Origin of the sequence: Campylobacter sp. CNRCH_2013_0855, from assembly GCF_025773025.1 — a bacterium.
GTDB classification, from domain to species: domain Bacteria; phylum Campylobacterota; class Campylobacteria; order Campylobacterales; family Campylobacteraceae; genus Campylobacter_D; species Campylobacter_D jejuni_C.
In genome coordinates this window covers 1-18466 of the sequence record NZ_JAKMTE010000018.1, presented here as the reverse complement: position 1 = coordinate 18466, position 18466 = coordinate 1, and the positions used below count along the sequence as shown (strand labels likewise).

The following is an 18466-nucleotide window of genomic DNA, read 5'->3' as shown; positions in this document are numbered from 1 at the left end:
GAGTAAAATTGTTTATTTTTTTTAGATATAATCGAGCTTTATTTATATTTAAAAAAGGCATATTTATGTTACGCTTGTTTATTGTAAGTATTTTATTTGTCAATTCACTATTAGCTTTTAATGTAAAATCTTTATTTACTTATACTTTTAATGATAACATTAGCTATGACTTAGAAAAAGCTAAAGAAATATATTTTAAAAACAAATGCAATACTTGCCATGGAGAAAATGGAGAACAAAATTCTTATGGTAAAAGAGCTATTAAAGACTTAAGCCCGGAAGAAATCAAAGGTGCTTTAAAAGATTACGCTAATGGATATTACAAAAATCAATCAAGTGATAATATCCAAATGGGCATATACGCTAAAAAATTAAGCGGGAGTGATATGGACCATATCATAGCTTATTTAAAAGGTCAAAATTTTTCTATAGAGCTTAACCAAAAAGATCTTTTAGAAGAAGAACCTGCACCAAAAACCAAACATAATACATTTTTAAAATAACAAAAAGGAGTTTTCATGAAAAAAAATCTACTGCTAGCTAGTTTACTTTGTGCTAGTTCAATTTATGCCGCAGAAGTAAAAATAGGCATTGTTTTACCACTTACTGGTACTTTAGCAGCTTATGGTAATGATGTATATGAAGGCATTAAACTGGCTAATACTTTAAACCCAAATTTAAAAAATGGGGATAGTGTTAAAATCATAGCTATTGATACAAAAGGCGATAAAATAGAAGCAGCAAATGCCACTACTAGACTTATCTCTCAAGATAAAGTTTTAGGCCTTATAGGCGAGGCTGTTACACCAAATACTATGCAAGTTTTATCTATAGCCGAAGAAAGAAAAATTCCTGCTATAGCTCCGGTTGCTTCAGGTGATAAACTTTTAGATAAAAAAAGCTACGCTAGCAGAGTTTGTTTCATGGATAGTTTTCAAGGAGATAAATTTGCTAACTATGCCTATAAAGATTTAAATTTAAAAAGCGTAGTTGTAATAGTTGATCAAAGCAATGTATATTCATTAGGTTTAGCAAGAGCTTTTGAAAAAGAATTTAAACAAAATGGTGGAAAAGTACTTAAAAAATTAACTATTTCTTCAGGTGATAAGGACTTTAAAGCTATTGTTTCTCAACTTAAAAGTATCAACCCTGATTTTGTTTATATGCCAATTTATCACCCAGAAGCTGCCTTAATAGCAAGACAAGCAAAAGCAGTTGGTTTTAACAAACTTTTAAGTGCAGGCGATGGGGTAAATAATAAAACCTTTATCGAACTTGGTGGCGATGCTGTAAATGGAGTAATCTTTACTGATAGTTTTGATTACAACAACCCTCCAACAACCCTTTCTAAGAAATTTATTGAAGCTTATGAAAAAGATCATGGTACCAAAGAACTTCCAGCATTTTCTGCTATGGGGGCCGATGCTTATTATGTAATGGTAAATGCTATGAATGAATGTGCGAACAATCTTAACGTACAATGTATCAATGAAAAAATTCATTCAACAAATAATTTTGAAGGCGTAGGTGGAGTTATAAGCATAGATGCTAGTGGCAATGCAAGTCGTTCTGTAGTTATAAAAGAAATACAAGAACAAAAACAAGTTTATAAAACTATTATCAATCCTTGAAAGGTTAAACTATGAAAAAAATTAGCATAGCTATATTGTCTATCATAGCTAGTAATATCATACAAGCAAAAGAAATTAACATTGGCGTAGTTTTACCTCTAACAGGCTCTACAGCAGCTTATGGACAAAGTGCTTTAGATGGAGTGAAAATTGCAAATTCTATGAAAAATACTTTAAGCAATGGAGATAAAGTAAATTTAGTAGTAGTTGACACAAAAGGCGATAAAATAGAAAGTGCAAATGCTAGTACAAGATTAGTTTCACAAAATAAAGCTTATGCATTAATTGGTGAAATGCTAACAGCCAACACTTTACAAGTAATAAGAATTGGTGAAGAAAAAAAGATACCAGTAGTTGCTCCTGCAGCTACTGCTGATAAAATTCTAAATAAAAAATTATATGCCAGCAGAGTTTGTTTTATGGATAGTTTTCAAGGCTCATCTTTGGCTAATTATGTAAAAAACAAACTAAATTACACTAAAGCTGTGATAATTAGCGATCAAAGTGCAGATTATTCTTTGGGTTTAACTAGAGCCTTTGAAAAAGAATTTAGCAAACAAGGTGGAAAAATTTTAGATAAATTTAGAATTACAGCAGGCGATAAAGATTTCAAAGCTATTCTTTCACAAATTAAAAATTTAAAACCTGATTTTATTTATCTTCCAGTATATTACACTGAGGCTTCTTTATTTGTACGCCAAGCAAAAGCAATGGGTATAAATATCCCTATGGGTTCAGCAGATGGTGTGGCTGATGAAACCTTTATTAATCTAGCTCAAGAAGCAGCTGAAGGATATTTATTCACTGATAGTTTTGATTATAACAACCCACCAACGCAACTTTCAAAAGACTTTATATTAGCTTATGAAAAAGAAAAACAAAGCAAAGAGGTTCCAAATTTTACAGCTATGGGTGCAGATGCGTATTTTGTGATTTTTGAAGCTATGCAAAAATGTATTAATGATTTTAACAGTGAATGTATCAATAATAATATCCACGCTACTTCAAAATTTGAAGGTGTTAGCGGGGTGATTAGTATTGATAAAACAGGTAATGCTACGCGTTCAATTGTTATAAAATCAATAGAAAATCAAAAGCAAATTTATAAAGATACGATTCTTCCGTAAATAAATTTTTAAGAGGTTCAATGGATAGTTCTTTAATTTTACAGCAAATTATAAATGGTTTTAGCTTAGGTAGTATGTATGCACTTATTGCTATAGGCTATACAATGGTCTATGGTGTTTTAAGACTGATTAATTTCGCACATGGCGATATTATGATGGTGGGTGCATACTCAGCTTTATTTTGTGTTACGAGTATGAATGTGCCTTTTTTGGGCGCCCTTTCCTTGGCTATGTTATTTGCAGCAGCTTTAGGTATAGCTATTGATAGAGTAGCTTATAAACCTCTAAGAAAAGCACCTAGAATTTCTTTACTTATCACAGCCATAGGTATAAGCTTTTTAATACAAAATATATTTAATGTCTTATTTGGTTCAACACCAAAATATTTTCCTGTGCCAAGCTATCTTGAAACAGTGATTAATTTTAATAATATCAGTATTAGTATTAATAGTATTTTAGTGCCTATTTTGACATTTTTTATATTATTAGTAGTTTTATTCATACTTTATAAAAGCAAATATGGCATTGCTATTAGAGCCTTAGCTTTTGATATTCATACTGTAAATTTAATGGGAATTGATGCAAATCGTATTATCGCTATTGTATTTGCACTAGGCTCGGCTTTAGCTGCTATTGGTGGTATTTTTTGGGCTGTTAGTTATCCTTCTGTTGAGCCTAGCATGGGGACACTTATAGGACTTAAAGCCTTTGGTGCTGCTGTTTTAGGTGGTATTGGTTCGGTTGCTGGAGCAGTTTTAGGTGGCTTAATTATAGGATTTACAGAAGTTGTTGTAGTTGCTATTTTTCCTGATCTTTCTGGTTTTAAAGATGCTTTTGCGTTTATCTTTTTAGTATTGATTTTACTTTTTAAACCAACCGGAATTTTAGGTATTAATTTTGAAAAAAGTAGGTTTTAAGATGGTTGCAAGAAAAATTACACATTTAAGTTTTTTTATTATAGCACTTGCTTTTCTTTTTGTATCTCCTTATTTTTTCAATGATTATAAAATAGGAATTTTAAGCAATATTGCTATTTTTGTAATCTTAGCAGTAAGCTATAATCTTATCAATGGGGTTACAGGACAATTTTCACTAGAACCAAATGGCTTTGTAGCTATAGGGGCTTATGTTGCAGCCTTAGTTTTACTTACAAGTGAAAGCAAAATCGATCAGTTTTCTTTAGAAGATCCAAGTAGCTTTATTTTGATGATTCATTCACCAAGTTTTATTGTAGCTTTACTTGCTGCTGGGCTTTGCGCTATGCTTTTATCTTTAGTATTAGCTTTTGCAGTATTTAGAGTTAGAGGAGATTATTTAGCTATTGTAACACTGGGCTTTGGAATTATTATCAAACTAATGGCAATTAACTTTGCTTCTGTTACAAATGGTTCTTTAGGCCTAAATGACATTCCTAAACATACCACCTTATACTGGAGTGGTGGGATTGCTATATTTTCTGTTATTATCATCTTAAATATTGTTAGTTCAAAATTTGGTAGAGCTATGAAAGCTGTAAGAGATGATGAGGATGCGGCATTAGCAATGGGTATAAATACCTTTAATATCAAAACCTTAGCCTTTAGCACTTCAGCATTTTTAGAAGGCGTTGGTGGAGGTTTATTAGCTTGTGCACTAGCTTCAGTTTCACCTGAACAATTTGACTTTTTATTTACTTTCCAGCTTTTAATCATCATTGTTTTAGGTGGCTTAGGTTCAACTACTGGTGCTATCATCGGAGCTATTTTAGTAATAGGCGGAAGTGAGTATTTAAGATTTTTAGATGAGAGTATGAATATTTTTGGTTATGAAACTCCTGCTATGCCTGGTCTTAGAATGGTTGTTTTTTCTGTTATATTGATTTTAGTAATGCTTTTTGCAAGAAGAGGAATAATGGGCGATAAAGAACTAACAGATGTTTTATTTAAGTTTTCTAAAAGGAAGAAAAAATGATTTTAGAACTTAAAGAAATTCATAAAAATTTTGGTGGAGTTAATGCTATAACAAATACTTCTTTTGCTATTAGAGAAAGTGAAATTTTTGGACTTATAGGTCCAAATGGCGCAGGTAAAACCACTCTATTTAATATTATCACAGGAAATTATAAACCAAGTAGCGGGGAAGTCTTTTTTCTAGGAAAAAAAATTGATCATTTAAAACCACACAAGATAGTTCATCTAGGTATTGCAAGAACTTTTCAAAACATCAGACTTTTTTCTAGTATGAGCGTTTTAGAAAATGTATTGATTGGTTTTGATAAAAGCATTAAATATAATATTTTTGAAGCTTTTTTACACCTTGGAAGATTTTCTAAAGCAGAAAAAAATGCAAAAAAAGCAGCTTATGAAATTTTAGAACAACTCAATATCGCTCATTTGGCTGATGAAAAAGCTACTAGTTTAAGCTATGGTCAGCAAAGGAAAGTTGAAATAGCAAGAGCTTTAGCAACAAACCCTAAACTTTTATTACTAGATGAGCCTGCAGCAGGTATGAATTCTACAGAAAGTGATGATTTAGCCGAGTTAATTTTTAACATAAGAGATAACAAAAAAATCAGCGTTTTGCTTATTGAACATGATATGAAATTTGTAAATAAACTTTGCGATAGGGTTATGGTACTTGATTATGGTAGGACTATTTTTGAAGGAAAACCAAATGATGCAGTGCAAAACCCTGAAGTAATTAGTGCGTATTTGGGAGATTTTAATGCTAGTAGTTAAAGATTTGCATGTTTATTATGGTTTAATAGAAGCTGTTAAAGGTATAGATTTTACTATAAAAACAGGAAGTATAGTTAGTTTAATAGGCTCAAATGGTGCAGGAAAAACTTCAACACTTAATGCTATGCTAAATTGTGTAAAAAAAACCGGCGAAATAACTTTTTTAGGTTATGACACCCAAAGACACTTGCCTCACACTCTAGTTCAAAAAGGCATTGCTTTAGTGCCTGAAGGAAGAAGAGTTTTTATCAATCTTACCATAGAAGAAAATTTAAAAATTGGTGCTTTTAATAATGCAGAAAATTATGAGCATTTAAAAAATCAAATGTATAGACTTTTCCCAAGATTAAAAGATAAAAAAAATGCCCTTGCAGGAACTCTAAGTGGCGGGGAAGCTCAAATGCTAGCTATTTCAAGAGCGCTTATGAGTGAACCAAAACTTTTAATGCTTGATGAGCCTTCATTAGGTCTTGCTCCAAAAATAGTTGGAGAGGTTTTTGATATTATAGTCAAATTAAAAGAAGAAGGTATTACTATTTTACTAGTAGAACAAAATGCTTTTTCGGCTTTAAAAATCAGCGACTATGCTTATGTTTTAGAAAATGGTAAAATCGCTATGCATGCACCCGCAAAAGATCTTATCGGCAATGATGAGATTAGAAAAAAATACCTTGGAGCTTAATTCATGAAAAAACAACTTTTAGCTTTTGGGGATATAAAAATCTCTATTTTTTTATTTTTAGTCTTTGCTCTATTTTGCGCTTTAGCTACTTTTATAGAAAGTGCTTATAACACTCCAACAGCATGGGCTATGATATATGGAACATCTTGGTTTGGCTTTATACAACTCATACTAGGAATCAATCTTTTGGTAGCTCTTTTCAAATATAAAATGTTTAATAAGAAAAAAATACCACTTTTAATCTTCCATATCTCATTTTTATTTATATTATTAGGTTCAGCTATGACTAGATATATGGGATTTGAAGGAAATTTACACATTAGAGAAAATGAAAAAAATAACATCATTGAAACTTCAAAAAGTTATATTTACATAGCAACTTTAAAAGATGATAAAGTATATAGTGCTTCAAAATCTGAATACATAGCAACCCTACCTTTCGTAAATGATTTTTCATTCGATTTAATATTACCTGATGAAAAAGCTCAAATTGCATATGAAAATTTAATTTTAGATGCAAAAGAAGTTTATATTGATGATAATAATTCTGCTCCACTTTTATCTTTAATGCTTTCACAAAATAACGAGTCTAAAGAATTGCTTTTTCAAGCAGGAGATATTGAAAATATTAATGGTATTAATATAGCATTTTTAAATGACTCTGTTCCAAGTCCTTATATAAAAATTGATAAAGACCTAAAGCTAAGTGCTGACTTTGACTTAAAATACATGTCAATGAGTGATGGTAAAGAAAATATTTTAAAAGCAAACCAAAAAGCACAAGCTAAGGATTTAAGATTATATTCTTTTAATGATATTAATTTAGTAGTTAAATTTGCTTCCTTGCATGGTAAAAAAACTTTAGAAGGTATCAATCAAGCTCAAGATGAAAGCTTTTTTACTTGGTTTAAAAATAGTTGGATAGAGCTAGGACGTAATGCTTTGATTTCTTTATTTGGCGAGGCAAAATACTGGAATAATTCTTTATTAAATAATTTCAAAGATTTTGCACAAAGCACTAAATATATGCCAACTCAACTTTCAGATAATGCCATCAATGCTTTAAAATTAAAACTAAGCTACAAAGGAGAATCTAAAGAAGTTTTCCTAGTAGAATACAACTCACCTATCCGTATTGATGTAGCAGGTCAACCTTTCTTTTTAAGATGGGGTCCTAAAGGAATAGAAATGCCGTTTGAAATGTACTTAAAAGACTTTGAGCTAGAACGCTATCCTGGCTCGATGTCGCCTATGTCTTATGCAAGTTATGTGGAAATTGATAATGCTGAACAAAAATTAGAATATAAAATTTTTATGAATAATGTTTTAGATTATCAAGGTTATAGATTTTATCAAAGTTCTTATGATCAAGATGAGCTTGGTACCATACTTTCAGTTAACAAAGATCCGGGTAAAATTCCTACATATATTGGATATTTTTTGCTTACATTAGGAATGTTTTTAAATGTTTTAAATCCTCATTCAAGATTTAGAACCTTAGCTAAATTAATCAATCAAGACACCTTGAAAAAAACAAGTGCTATTTTGACTTTTATATTAGTTTTATTTGCAAACCAAAATACTTATGCAAATGAACCCATCAAGGTAGATGAAGCACATGCTAAAGAACTTGCTTCTTTAGTAGTGCAAAAGCCTGATGGTAGAATGGTGCCTTTTAATACTTTAGCTATGGAAGTTTTAGAAAAAATATACAAAAATACAACCTTTCAAGGACAAAGTGCTGAAGCGACTATCATATCAATGATTTTTGATGGCAGTGCATGGTATGATAAAGATGTTATTTTTATGCCAACAAGTCGTTTGGTTAATGAAGAAATTTCTAAAATTTTAGATATTGAACCTAGAGCTTATACTAGTTTTAAAGATTTTTTCACTACAGATGCTTATAAACTACAAAAATATGTAGAAAATGCTATTAGAAAAAATCCAAATCGTAGAAGTGTTTTTGATAAAGAAATTATCAAGCTTGATGAAAGGGTAAATATTGTAAATTTAATTTTTTCAGGCGATATTTTTAGATTTATCCCTTTACAAAATAGCACTAACAACCAATGGGTAGCACCACGCGAAGCTTATATAGGTTTAAAAGGCGAAGAAGGTGCGGAAGTTAAAAGTATTTTAGAAAATTATTTCAACGCAGTTAGCAACTCTATTGTACATAACAACTGGGATGAAGCAACTAAAAACTTAAATGCTATCAAAAACTATCAAGAAAAATATGGCCATGAAGTTATGCCAAGTGCTAAAAAAATTAATACAGAAATCTTTTTCAATAAAAGTCAAATTTTTGTAAATCTTACTCCGCTTTATTTATGTGCTGGATTTTTACTTTTAATTATAGTTTTTGTTAAAATGCTTCTACCAAAAATTCGCATTGATTTTATTTTTAAATGTGTTTATGTGTTTAACATTGTAGCATTTTTTATCCATACTCTAGGCCTGGCTTTGCGTTGGTATATAGCAGGTCGTGCGCCATGGAGTAATGCTTATGAGAGTATGGTTTATATAGCCTGGGCTTTATCCTTATCTGGAATTTTCTTTTCTAGAAAAAGTCCTATTGCACTTTCTTTAACTTCTATTTTAGCAGGAGTTACTTTAGGTGTGGCTCATCTTAGTCAAATGGATCCACAAATTACCAATTTAGTTCCTGTGTTACAATCATACTGGCTAACTATACATGTTTCAGTTATCACCGCTAGTTATGGATTTTTAGGTTTATGTGCATTATTAGGTATATTTGTGCTTATTTTATTATGCATGCTAAAAATCAATGGCAAGCACAATGAAAATATTTTAAGAAATATCACAGAAGCAACAAGAATTAATGAAATGGCTATGATTTTAGGGCTTTGCTTGCTTACTGTAGGAAATTTCTTGGGTGCTATATGGGCAAATGAAAGTTGGGGAAGATATTGGAGTTGGGACTCTAAAGAAACTTGGGCTTTAATTAGTATTTTAGTTTATGCGGCTATTTTACACATTAGAATGGTGCCAAAATGGGCTAATCAATATACTTTTGCAGTTTGCTCTATGTTTGCATATTGGGTAATTATTATGACTTATTTTGGAGTAAATTACTTTTTAACTGGTATGCATTCTTATGCAGCAGGAGATTCTGTAAAAATTCCTGATTACGTATATTGGGGCTTTTTGTTTATGGTAGTATTAAGCCTAGGTGCTTATCTTAAAAAATCTTATGCTAAAAAACTTTAGGACTAAATCATGAAAAGCTCTCTCTTGATTTTTTTAATTATCGCCCTATTTATTATAATTATTTTAGGTATTATAATAATAATATTTTTTATCAATAAAGATAAAAACATTTCAAAAACATCATCTATAACAACGCCCATAAAAAGTAATAATACCATGGGTAAAATAAATGATATAGAAGAATTTATATCAAAAGCTGATAATGCTAAAAATGCTCAAGAATTACATGAGCTAATTTTGCAATTTCTAAATTCGCAAAAATTTAACTCTAACCCAAAAGACAGCGCCACCAAAAGAAAACTAGATTTTGTTAGTGCTATTTCAGCTAATGCAAATGCTAGCCCAAAAAATATATCTTTTTTAAACAATGAATTAAAAAAAAGATATAAAACCCTAAAAAAAGAAATAGATGCTTATGAGCAAGTAGGTTTGGCAAAAAGAAAAATGAGACAATCTTAAGGAATTTTAATGAAAAATATTAGAAATTTCTCTATTATAGCTCATATTGACCATGGAAAAAGCACACTAGCTGATAGGATTATTAGTGAATGCGGTGCAATTAGCGATAGACAAATGAGTGCCCAAGTAATGGATACTATGGATATAGAAAAAGAGCGTGGTATAACTATAAAAGCTCAATCTGTACGTTTAAATTATAAATTTAATAATGAAGAATATGTATTAAATTTAATAGACACTCCGGGCCATGTTGATTTTTCCTATGAAGTAAGTCGCTCTTTAGCAAGTTGTGAAGGAGCTTTGCTTGTTGTCGATGCTTCTCAAGGTGTAGAAGCTCAAACTATAGCTAATGTTTATATAGCCTTAGAAAATGATCTTGAAATTATACCAGTGATTAATAAAATAGATCTTCCTTCAGCTGATATTGAAAAGGTTAAGCACGAAATAGAACATATTATAGGAATTGATTGCTCTAATGCAATTTGTGTTAGTGCAAAAACAGGTGTAGGTATAAAAGAACTCATAGAAACCATCATCACAAAAATTCCTGCACCAAAAACTGATGATGAAGCACCTACTAAAGCTTTAATTTATGATTCTTGGTTTGATAATTATCTTGGAGCTTTAGCTTTAGTTAGAATTTATGAGGGAAATATAGCTAAAAATGATGAAGTTTTGGTTATGAGTACAGATAAAAAACATCTTGTACAAGATCTTTTTTATCCTCATCCATTAAGTCCTATAAAAACTAAAAAATTAGAATCAGGTGAAGTAGGTGTTATTGTACTTGGACTTAAAAATGTTGCCGATGTTCAAGTGGGCGATACCATAACATTAACAAAAAATAAAGCAAAAGAAGCTATCGGTGGTTTTGAAAAGGCTAAGGCTTTTGTTTTTGCAGGATTATATCCTATAGAAACGGATAAATTTGAAGATTTAAGAGATGCTTTAGATAAATTAAAACTTAATGATAGTTCTATTACCTATGAACCTGAAACTTCCCTTGCTTTAGGATTTGGTTTTAGAGTTGGTTTTTTAGGTCTTCTACACATGGAGGTTATTAAAGAAAGACTTGAACGTGAGTTTAACCTTGATTTGATTGCTACTGCTCCAACTGTTACTTATGAAATTTATCAAACCGATGGAGAAGTTTTAAAAATTCAAAATCCAAGCGAGCTACCTCCAGTAAATAAAATCGATCATATAAAAGAACCTTATGTAAAAGCAACCATTATAACTCCAAGTGAGTATCTAGGAAATTTAATCACTCTTTTAAATCGCAAACGCGGTATGCAAGTTAAGATGGATTATATCACTCCTGAGCGTGTTTTACTTGAGTATGATATACCTTTAAACGAAATCGTTATGGATTTTTATGATAAACTCAAGTCACTCACTAAAGGTTATGCTAGTTTTGATTATGAGCCTATTGAATTTAGAGTAGGAGATCTTGTAAAACTTGATATTAAAGTAGCTGGTGAAAATGTCGATGCACTAAGCATTATAGTACCAAATGAAAAAGCATTAAGCAAAGGTAGAGAATTAGTAAAAGCGATGAAAGAAATCGTCCCGAGACAGCTTTTTGAAGTTGCCATCCAAGCAAGCATAGGAAACAAAATCATTGCAAGAGAAAATGTAAAATCTATGGGTAAAAATGTAACTGCAAAATGCTATGGTGGGGATATTACTAGAAAAAGGAAACTTCTTGAAAAACAAAAAGAAGGTAAAAAAAGAATGAAAGCCATTGGTAAAGTACATTTACCTCAAGAAGCATTTTTAAGCGTTTTAAAAATAGACTAAATCCCTAGTTTAAAACTAGGGAATTATGCATTGATATCTAAAGAATTTCCACCCATTTCATTAATTTTTTGAGTTACTTTTTCAATAGCTTTATCAATTGTTTCATAGCTGATATCAGGAAGTTTGCCACCCCACATTTTTTCCGCTTGCGCAAATCCTGCTTTTAGACCTTCTAAACCTTTTTGGAGTTTTTCCATATCTTCACCAGCTCCATTAATAACAAAATCAGCCAATCTTTGAGATGTTTTTGCTACACCAAAATACCCATCTTCCCCAATAAGCTCTTTTGCCTCATCAGCATTTAAACTAAGTATATCTTTACCTTCATATCCTATAGCTTTAAAATCTACATTTGATAGAATAGCCGTTAAAGAATCCTTAGACTGAGTTCCTTGAAAAATCCCAGCTTGAGTTAAACCATTAGAGGAACTCATACTAAATGCTTGTTGCATAAAGCTCATAGCATAAAGTTCTGTTATACCTTTTCCACCTATGCTAGCAAGCTTACTAAGCTTATCCTCATCAATATCTTTTGTACTATTAGCACTTTTAGTATTGGCATCTTCAAGTTTTGTATTCGAATCAGCCTTCCTATTGCTAATCTGTGACTCCACTGCCACACGTGAATACGAATTTATCTGCATCCTTGCTCCTTTTTTTGTGGGTTTATAAAAATCGGATAAAAAAAAATAAAATGAATATTAAGCAGAAAATAAAGACTTTTACAATATAATAATTTTGTATTATACAATATAGGATTTTTAAAATTTAGGTGATTTATGTTTTTCAAAGATTGTTTTATTGAAATTTCAGATCCATATTTTAAAGATACTATAGAAGGCATCGAATCTCTTTATTAGCTTTATTTTATTTATACAATTTATTAAACAGATAATAAATAAATACTAATAAGGAAAACTATGTCATTGCACAATTTTTATACTAATACAAACGCTACTATATTATTTTACAAATGTGCCCTGCCTAATATGGCAAGTGCTGCATTTATATACCTTTATGTTATCATTGATGGGATTTTTGTTGGAAGATACTTAGGAACAGATGCTCTTGCTGCTATGAATTTAGTAATGCCCTTTATCATGATAAGCTTTGCCCTAGCGGATATGATAGCTATAGGCTCATCAGTGCAAATAGCAATCAATCTAGGCAAAGGAAAAATCGAAAAAGCAAGAGCTATTTTTTCTTTTTGTATCATTTTAATTTTTATCATCTCTTGTATAATGGGAATACTAGGATTTTTTTTAACAAGACCTTTAAGTGCTCTTATGGGGGCTGATGAAAACATACAAAATTTATCTACTGAATATATGCAAATTTTTGCTCTTTTTGCACCCTTTATCATGTTGGCTTTTGCTATGGATAATTATTTAAGAATATGCGGTAAAACATTTTATAGCATGGTGGTTAATATCACAGTAGCTTTAAGCAATATAGTTTTAGATTGGCTTTTTATAGTTGTTTTTGAATGGAGTTTATTTTCAGCTGCTCTAGCAACTTGTTTAGGAATGTTTTTAGGTACTATTTTGAGTTTTATACCTTTTGTTTTTAAAAATTTAATTTTAAAATTTAAAAGACCTATGATTAGTTTAAAAATACTCAAAAATATCATCTATAATGGCTCTTCTGAATTTTTTTCTAACATATCAAGCTCTATTTACACTATACTAGCTAATACTATATTATTAAAAATAGCAGGAAATCAAGCACTAGCAGCTTTTTCTGTTATACTTTATTTAAGCACTTTTACCTTTGCTTTGATTTTATCAATGTGCGAAGCCATGCAACCTGCCATAAGTTACAACTACGGCTACAAAAACATATTAAGAATTCAAGCTATTTTTAAAAGAATGCTTATAGCATCTAGTGTATTTGGAACTTCTATCTTCTTACTCACATTTTTTTTCAACGAAATTATGGTTTCTTTTTTTAATAAAAATGATGAAGTTGATTTTGCAAATATAGCACAAAATGCACTTATGTTGTTTTCTTTTTCCTTTTTATTAAGTTGGCTTGGAAAACTTTGTGCGTCTTTTTTTACTGCCTTAGATAAACCTATGCTTTCTTTAATCATATCTATGATACAAAGTTTTATATTGCCTTTTGTTTTTATACAAATACTATCGCATTATTTTGGCTTAAATGGGGTTTGGCTTACTTCTTTTGTAAGTGAAGTTTTTATGGCGTTTATTGCTTCATTTTTATTGTATAAAACTTTTAAAGATCTAAACTCTTAGCTAATTTCAAACAAGAGTTTAGATCTTGCTCTTTACATATATATAAATTTTTAAGATTACGGAGCTTTAAAGCTGTACTTTGACCTATAACTACAACCTTATCTTCTTTTTCTAATGTAAAAAATTTCAAAAATTGCTCTATGCTTGATGGAGCGCTAAAGATAAAAACACTTGGATGATGTATTTTTAGCTCATCTTTTTTAGGCTCTATGGCTATATTTTCATAAACAATTAATTGTTTTAAAAAGATATTTTCTTTTAACAAATACTCATCAAGACCCGAACTAATTTTCTTCGCTCTTAAATAAAGACATTTTTTATTTTTAAACTCAGATAAAAACTCACTAGCTAAATTTTTACCATAAGCCTTGCTAGGATATTTGGCATTTTTAAAGCCAAGCTCTTTTGCAAAATCAGCACTTTTTTGACCCACAGCATAAAGTTTAATATCAAAATCAATTTTGCTTTTACTTGACATTAATGCTCTTAATGCATTCTTAGAGCTAATGATTAAACAATCAAATTCCTTTAAATTAACTTCAAAATTAAGAAATTTAATTTCATTTAATCTTATAGTCTTAACGCCATCAAATTCTTTATCTCCTATAAAATAAACCATTATTTTCCTATAAAAGTTTGATCAAAACTTGATCTTAAATTTAAAGTTGCATTAAAAGGATCTTTTGCTTGCATTATTGCTCTAACCACAGCTATACCTTGTATATTACAATCTTTAAGCAAATTTAAATTAGCTTCATCTATCCCACCTATAGCTACAATAGGCAAAGAAGCTAAACTAGTAATTTCTTTTAATCCATCTACACCAAGCACAACACAATCTTGCTTGCTAGGCGTAGCAAAAACAGCCCCTACTCCAAGATAAGTAGCACCTTGAGTATTAACAAGCTCACTTTTATGATTGATCGTAAGTCCTATGATTTTATCTTCGCCCAAAAGCTCTCTTGCTTTTTTTAAAGGCATATCCTTTTGACCTATATGCACTCCATTTGCATTCACAGCCATGGCTATATCGATTCTATCATTTATCAAAAAAGGCGTATTGTATTTTTCACACAAAGCTTTAACTTTTAAAGCAAGATTATAAAATTCTAAAGTGCTAAGATTTTTTTCCCTAAGTTGTAAAATATCAATCTTAGCTTTCAAAGAAGCTTCTAAAATATTTAAAAACTCACTTTCACTTTTTTCACCCTTGCTTGCAACAAGATAAATTTTAAATGATTTCATATTTAGCTCTTTTTTTAATTTCTTCATCATCTAAATTACTTAAAGCATCGATTAAATTTACTCTAAAACTACCACTTCCACTAGAAAGTTCTTGAGCGATTTCACTAGCTATACCAAAACTAAGCAAAGCATATAAACTAGCTTGAAATTTATCTTCTAGCACTCCTGCAAAAACTCCACACAAAGAAGCACACATGCAACCTGCTCCAGTTATTTTAGTAGCCATAATAGATCCATTATAAATTTTAGCAATACGCTCTTGATTTACAATATAATCAATTTTTCCAGTTATGGCTAAAGCACGCTTGGTTTTATAAGAGTATTCTCTAGCTTTTTCTAAAAACTCATCATTGATCACAAAAGTACTATCAACCCCTCTTGCTTTACCATCTAAACCTATAACACTAGCCATTTCAGATGCATTTGCTTTAACAATACTAATACCTTTTAGATTAAGCAATTCAAAATTAATCCCATCTCTTGCCTTGCTAACACCCAAAGCAACAGGATCAAAAACTATAGGTTTATTTAATAAAGCATACTCCTTGATCGCTTTTAACATAGAATTAGCTACAAGCTGACTAATCGTGCCTGTATTTAATACTAAAGCTGAGCCTATTTTAGCAAAATCAACTTGTTCTTCATAAAAATCAGCCATAGCAGCACTTGCTCCCATTGCTATAGTTACATTTGCACAATCATTAGCTGTAACATAGTTGGTAATATGATGAATCAAAGGATTTTTTTCTCTTACCGCTTTGATAATCATTTTTACTCCTTGTCATATTGAAAAAAGTGATTAGTTGGACCATAACCTTTTCCAAGTGCTAAAGAATTTAATATAGCTCCGTATACATAATCTTTAGCAAGCTTTATAGCTTCATGTTTTTCTTTACCTAAAGCAAGATTGCTAGCTATAGCCGAACTTAATGTACAACCTGTGCCATGTGTGTTTTTTGTGCTGATTTTTTCTGCTTTAAAAATACTAAATTCCTTTCCATCGTAAAAAACATCATTAGTGTTATCTTTACTATGTCCACCTTTAATTAAGACGCTTTTTGCGCCTTCTTTGTGAAGTTTTATAGCAGCTTTTTTCATGTCCTCTTCATTAAATATTTTAAAATCACACAAAAACTCAGCCTCAGGTATATTTGGAGTAAGCACATCAGCCAAAGATAAAATTTCATCTTTAAAAAATTGACAATTTTCTAAAGGCATTAAAGCATAACCATTTTTTGCGAACATCACAGGATCTATCACTACATTTTTAGCCTTAAAGCGTAATAAATTTTCTTTTACACAAGTTATAATTTCTTTTGAACCTAGCATTCCAATTTTCACAGCAACTGGCTCTATATCTTCATAAACTGCTAGCATTTGCTCATCTATTATCTTAGTTGGTATATCAAAGCAAGAAATCACTCTTGCAGTATTTTCAGCTACTACACTTAAAATCACACTCATACCAAATAAATTATGCGCGCTAAAAGTTTTTAAATCAGCTTGTATGCCAGCTCCACCACTACAATCACTCCCAGCTATAGTTAAGATAGGAATTTTAGTTTTTGTTTTTGCTTGTATCATTTTTATCCTTTTTTATAAAAAAGGAAAGTTTTTGCAAGAATTCAAAGTTTGCATTACCAAACTCCTCAAGGGTCGAAGTCTAACTTCCTCTCAGCAAAAGCTCCCCGCTAATGAAAAAATTATATCTTAGTTTTAATTAATCTTTAAAAATATTTCAAAATACTGCTATAATTTTGAAAAAACTACACAATTTTAGAGGAAAAAATGACTAAGATTATTTTTGTTTGCCTGGGAAATATCTGTCGTTCTCCTATGGCCGAATTTATTATGAAAGATCTTATATCAAAAGAAAATTTAAATAATGAATTTGTTATTTCTAGCGCAGGTACTTCAGGTTACCACGATGGAGAAGACATGCATTATAAAACCAAAGCCATGTTAAATAGCAAAAATATCATCTCCAAGCCATTTTGCAGTCAAAAACTAAGCTTAAAAATGTGCGAAGATAATGATTTAATTATAGTAATGGATAACTCCAATTACAATGATGTAGTTAAAAATTTTCCAAGTGTAAAACATAAAATTCGCAAAATTACCTCTTTTGCATTAGAATTAGGGTATGATGAAGTTCCTGATCCTTGGTATAGTAGGAATTTTGATGAAACTTATCAAATATTGTTTAACGCTTGTTGTAATCTATTATCCACTGTTAAAAAATAATTCATCATATGTTTTTTATTTTTATTTTATTTTTTTTTTTTTTGATATAATAGGAGTATTGCAAATTTATCTTTAAAATAAATTAAATCAAAAAAAAGGAGTTTTTGTTGAAAAGTATCAAATTAAAATTATCGCTTATTGCGAATATTATGGCTGTAGTTTGTCTTATAATTTTAGGTGTTATTAGTTTTATTTTCACCAAAAAAGCTTTAAATTATGAAGTTATAAAAGCTGAGACAAACTATGTTAGAGCTGCAGAAAAATCCATGAGAGATTTTAAAAATATTAACATCAATTCTTTAGAAAGATTATCACAAGCTATTACAAGATTTTCTTACGAAGAACTCGATACACAAGAAAAACTAATGCGTAACACAGGAAAACTTTTAAAATCTTTTAGAGATGCAGGTAATTATTTGGCTGTTTATATTGCTCAACCAAATGGTGAGTTAGTAGTAAGTGATCCAGACAGTGATAGCAAAGGATTAGAATATGGAACTTATGGCAAAGCAGACAACTACGATGCAACAACAAGAGAATTTTATATAGAAGCTAAAAAGAAAAATGGCTTATATATTACTGCAGCTTACATTGATGCAACGACAGGTTTACCTTGTTTTACCTATGCTATGCCTTTAGTTAAAGATGGCAAATTTATAGGTATATTAGCCATTGATGTTTTAGTAAAAGATCTACAAACTGAATTTAGTGAATTACCAGGAAGAACTTTTGTGTTTGACCATGAATATAATGTTTTTGCAGCAACAGATAAGACACTAATTAGCAAAGAAAAGAATCCAGATATTGTTACTGTAGCAAAAAGTTATGAACAAGCTGGAGATTACAACATCTTTAATTATACCACTCAAAAAGGTAAAGATAGATTTGGTATTTGTGTAAAAATTGATGGCTATACAACATGTGCAGGTGAAGATATAGAAGTAATAGAAGCTCCGGCTTTAAAAATAGCTTATATTCAAACCTCTATTGTTATTTTCACAAGCATAGCTAGTATTATCTTGCTTTATTTTATTATTTCTTATTATTTATCACCTTTACAAGCTATTCAAAA

At 30.4% G+C, this 18466-nt stretch carries 18 protein-coding genes; 13 read left to right on the top strand and 5 right to left on the bottom strand.

Annotated features, from left to right (window positions below; all coding sequences use genetic code 11):
- The first annotated feature begins 65 nt into the window (after positions 1-65).
- From L8X40_RS07675 to lepA, 10 genes are all read left to right on the top strand, one after another.
- Complete coding sequence (locus L8X40_RS07675; RefSeq protein ID WP_087700185.1) at positions 66-503, top strand: c-type cytochrome; 438 nt, start codon at positions 66-68, stop codon at positions 501-503.
- Between the two features lie 15 nt (positions 504-518).
- Entirely contained in the window at positions 519-1631 is a 1113-nt protein-coding gene (locus L8X40_RS07670; protein ID WP_263667626.1) for an ABC transporter substrate-binding protein, read from the top strand.
- A gap of 11 nt (positions 1632-1642) precedes the next feature.
- Positions 1643-2758 carry an ABC transporter substrate-binding protein gene (locus L8X40_RS07665; RefSeq protein ID WP_087700181.1) on the top strand — a complete coding sequence of 372 codons (1116 nt, stop codon included), beginning with the start codon at positions 1643-1645 and terminating at the stop codon, positions 2756-2758.
- A gap of 20 nt (positions 2759-2778) precedes the next feature.
- Positions 2779-3675 (top strand): branched-chain amino acid ABC transporter permease, encoded by an 897-nt coding sequence (locus L8X40_RS07660; RefSeq protein WP_087700180.1) that lies wholly within the window; start codon positions 2779-2781, stop codon positions 3673-3675.
- A 1-nt stretch (position 3676) separates the two neighbouring features.
- The gene (locus L8X40_RS07655) at positions 3677-4708 is read left to right on the top strand and encodes a branched-chain amino acid ABC transporter permease (RefSeq protein ID WP_214126501.1); all 1032 of its coding nucleotides are present in this window, start codon (positions 3677-3679) and stop codon (positions 4706-4708) included.
- Positions 4705-5475 carry a high-affinity branched-chain amino acid transporter, ATP-binding protein gene (locus L8X40_RS07650; RefSeq protein WP_039618805.1) on the top strand — a complete coding sequence of 257 codons (771 nt, stop codon included), beginning with the start codon at positions 4705-4707 and terminating at the stop codon, positions 5473-5475. The genes L8X40_RS07655 and L8X40_RS07650 overlap by 4 nt, the downstream gene beginning before the upstream one ends.
- Entirely contained in the window at positions 5462-6157 is a 696-nt protein-coding gene (locus L8X40_RS07645; protein WP_087700176.1) for an ABC transporter ATP-binding protein, read from the top strand. The genes L8X40_RS07650 and L8X40_RS07645 overlap by 14 nt, the downstream gene beginning before the upstream one ends.
- 3 nt (positions 6158-6160) lie before the next feature.
- Positions 6161-9391 (top strand): c-type cytochrome biogenesis protein CcsB, encoded by a 3231-nt coding sequence (gene ccsB / locus L8X40_RS07640; protein ID WP_214100706.1) that lies wholly within the window; start codon positions 6161-6163, stop codon positions 9389-9391.
- Between the two features lie 156 nt (positions 9392-9547).
- On the top strand, positions 9548-9850 hold the full coding sequence (locus L8X40_RS08625; RefSeq protein WP_141085242.1) for a hypothetical protein: 303 nt from the start codon (positions 9548-9550) through the stop codon (positions 9848-9850).
- A 3-nt stretch (positions 9851-9853) separates the two neighbouring features.
- Positions 9854-11650, top strand: coding sequence for a translation elongation factor 4 (gene lepA / locus L8X40_RS07630; RefSeq protein ID WP_087700170.1), 1797 nt, complete (start codon positions 9854-9856; stop codon positions 11648-11650).
- Between the two features lie 23 nt (positions 11651-11673).
- Here lepA and L8X40_RS07625 read toward each other — a convergent pair whose 3' ends face one another.
- Positions 11674-12294, bottom strand: coding sequence for a hypothetical protein (locus L8X40_RS07625; protein ID WP_087700168.1), 621 nt, complete (start codon positions 12292-12294; stop codon positions 11674-11676).
- Positions 12295-12576: 282 nt separating this feature from the next.
- On the opposite strand from L8X40_RS07625, the gene L8X40_RS07620 reads away from it, so the two are divergent.
- Positions 12577-13905, top strand: coding sequence for an MATE family efflux transporter (locus L8X40_RS07620; protein WP_391527397.1), 1329 nt, complete (start codon positions 12577-12579; stop codon positions 13903-13905).
- Here L8X40_RS07620 and L8X40_RS07615 read toward each other — a convergent pair.
- Genes L8X40_RS07615 through thiD form a run of 4 tightly spaced genes read right to left on the bottom strand, consistent with a single transcriptional unit; the run spans position 13886 to position 16734 of the window.
- Entirely contained in the window at positions 13886-14527 is a 642-nt protein-coding gene (locus L8X40_RS07615) for a uroporphyrinogen-III synthase (protein WP_315903301.1), read from the bottom strand. The genes L8X40_RS07620 and L8X40_RS07615 overlap by 20 nt on opposite strands.
- Entirely contained in the window at positions 14524-15150 is a 627-nt protein-coding gene (gene thiE / locus L8X40_RS07610; protein WP_214126498.1) for a thiamine phosphate synthase, read from the bottom strand. Before thiE ends, L8X40_RS07615 begins: the two co-directional genes overlap by 4 nt.
- The gene (thiM, locus tag L8X40_RS07605) at positions 15137-15919 is read right to left on the bottom strand and encodes a hydroxyethylthiazole kinase (RefSeq protein WP_263667625.1); all 783 of its coding nucleotides are present in this window, start codon (positions 15917-15919) and stop codon (positions 15137-15139) included. Before thiM ends, thiE begins: the two co-directional genes overlap by 14 nt.
- 2 nt (positions 15920-15921) lie before the next feature.
- Complete coding sequence (gene thiD / locus L8X40_RS07600; RefSeq protein WP_087700159.1) at positions 15922-16734, bottom strand: bifunctional hydroxymethylpyrimidine kinase/phosphomethylpyrimidine kinase; 813 nt, start codon at positions 16732-16734, stop codon at positions 15922-15924.
- 204 nt (positions 16735-16938) lie between these two features.
- Between thiD and L8X40_RS07595 the strand changes: the two genes are divergently transcribed.
- The gene (locus L8X40_RS07595) at positions 16939-17394 is read left to right on the top strand and encodes a low molecular weight protein-tyrosine-phosphatase (protein WP_087700156.1); all 456 of its coding nucleotides are present in this window, start codon (positions 16939-16941) and stop codon (positions 17392-17394) included.
- A 107-nt stretch (positions 17395-17501) separates the two neighbouring features.
- Positions 17502-18466: PDC sensor domain-containing protein (locus L8X40_RS07590; protein WP_263667624.1), on the top strand; the 965-nt coding region annotated here is incomplete at its 3' end.

Bases quoted from the DNA above. Each gene is read 5' to 3' on its own strand.
- L8X40_RS07675 (WP_087700185.1), top strand. From the start codon at position 66: ATGTTACGCTTGTTTATTGTAAGTATTTTATTTGTCAATTCACTATTA.
- L8X40_RS07670 (WP_263667626.1), top strand. From the start codon at position 519: ATGAAAAAAAATCTACTGCTAGCTAGTTTACTTTGTGCTAGTTCAATT.
- L8X40_RS07665 (WP_087700181.1), top strand. From the start codon at position 1,643: ATGAAAAAAATTAGCATAGCTATATTGTCTATCATAGCTAGTAATATC.
- L8X40_RS07660 (WP_087700180.1), top strand. From the start codon at position 2,779: ATGGATAGTTCTTTAATTTTACAGCAAATTATAAATGGTTTTAGCTTA.
- L8X40_RS07655 (WP_214126501.1), top strand. From the start codon at position 3,677: ATGGTTGCAAGAAAAATTACACATTTAAGTTTTTTTATTATAGCACTT.
- L8X40_RS07650 (WP_039618805.1), top strand. From the start codon at position 4,705: ATGATTTTAGAACTTAAAGAAATTCATAAAAATTTTGGTGGAGTTAAT.
- L8X40_RS07645 (WP_087700176.1), top strand. From the start codon at position 5,462: ATGCTAGTAGTTAAAGATTTGCATGTTTATTATGGTTTAATAGAAGCT.
- ccsB (WP_214100706.1), top strand. From the start codon at position 6,161: ATGAAAAAACAACTTTTAGCTTTTGGGGATATAAAAATCTCTATTTTT.
- L8X40_RS08625 (WP_141085242.1), top strand. From the start codon at position 9,548: ATGGGTAAAATAAATGATATAGAAGAATTTATATCAAAAGCTGATAAT.
- L8X40_RS07625 (WP_087700168.1), bottom strand. From the start codon at position 12,294: ATGCAGATAAATTCGTATTCACGTGTGGCAGTGGAGTCACAGATTAGC.
- thiE (WP_214126498.1), bottom strand. From the start codon at position 15,150: ATGAAATCATTTAAAATTTATCTTGTTGCAAGCAAGGGTGAAAAAAGT.
- thiM (WP_263667625.1), bottom strand. From the start codon at position 15,919: ATGATTATCAAAGCGGTAAGAGAAAAAAATCCTTTGATTCATCATATT.
- thiD (WP_087700159.1), bottom strand. From the start codon at position 16,734: ATGATACAAGCAAAAACAAAAACTAAAATTCCTATCTTAACTATAGCT.
- L8X40_RS07595 (WP_087700156.1), top strand. From the start codon at position 16,939: ATGACTAAGATTATTTTTGTTTGCCTGGGAAATATCTGTCGTTCTCCT.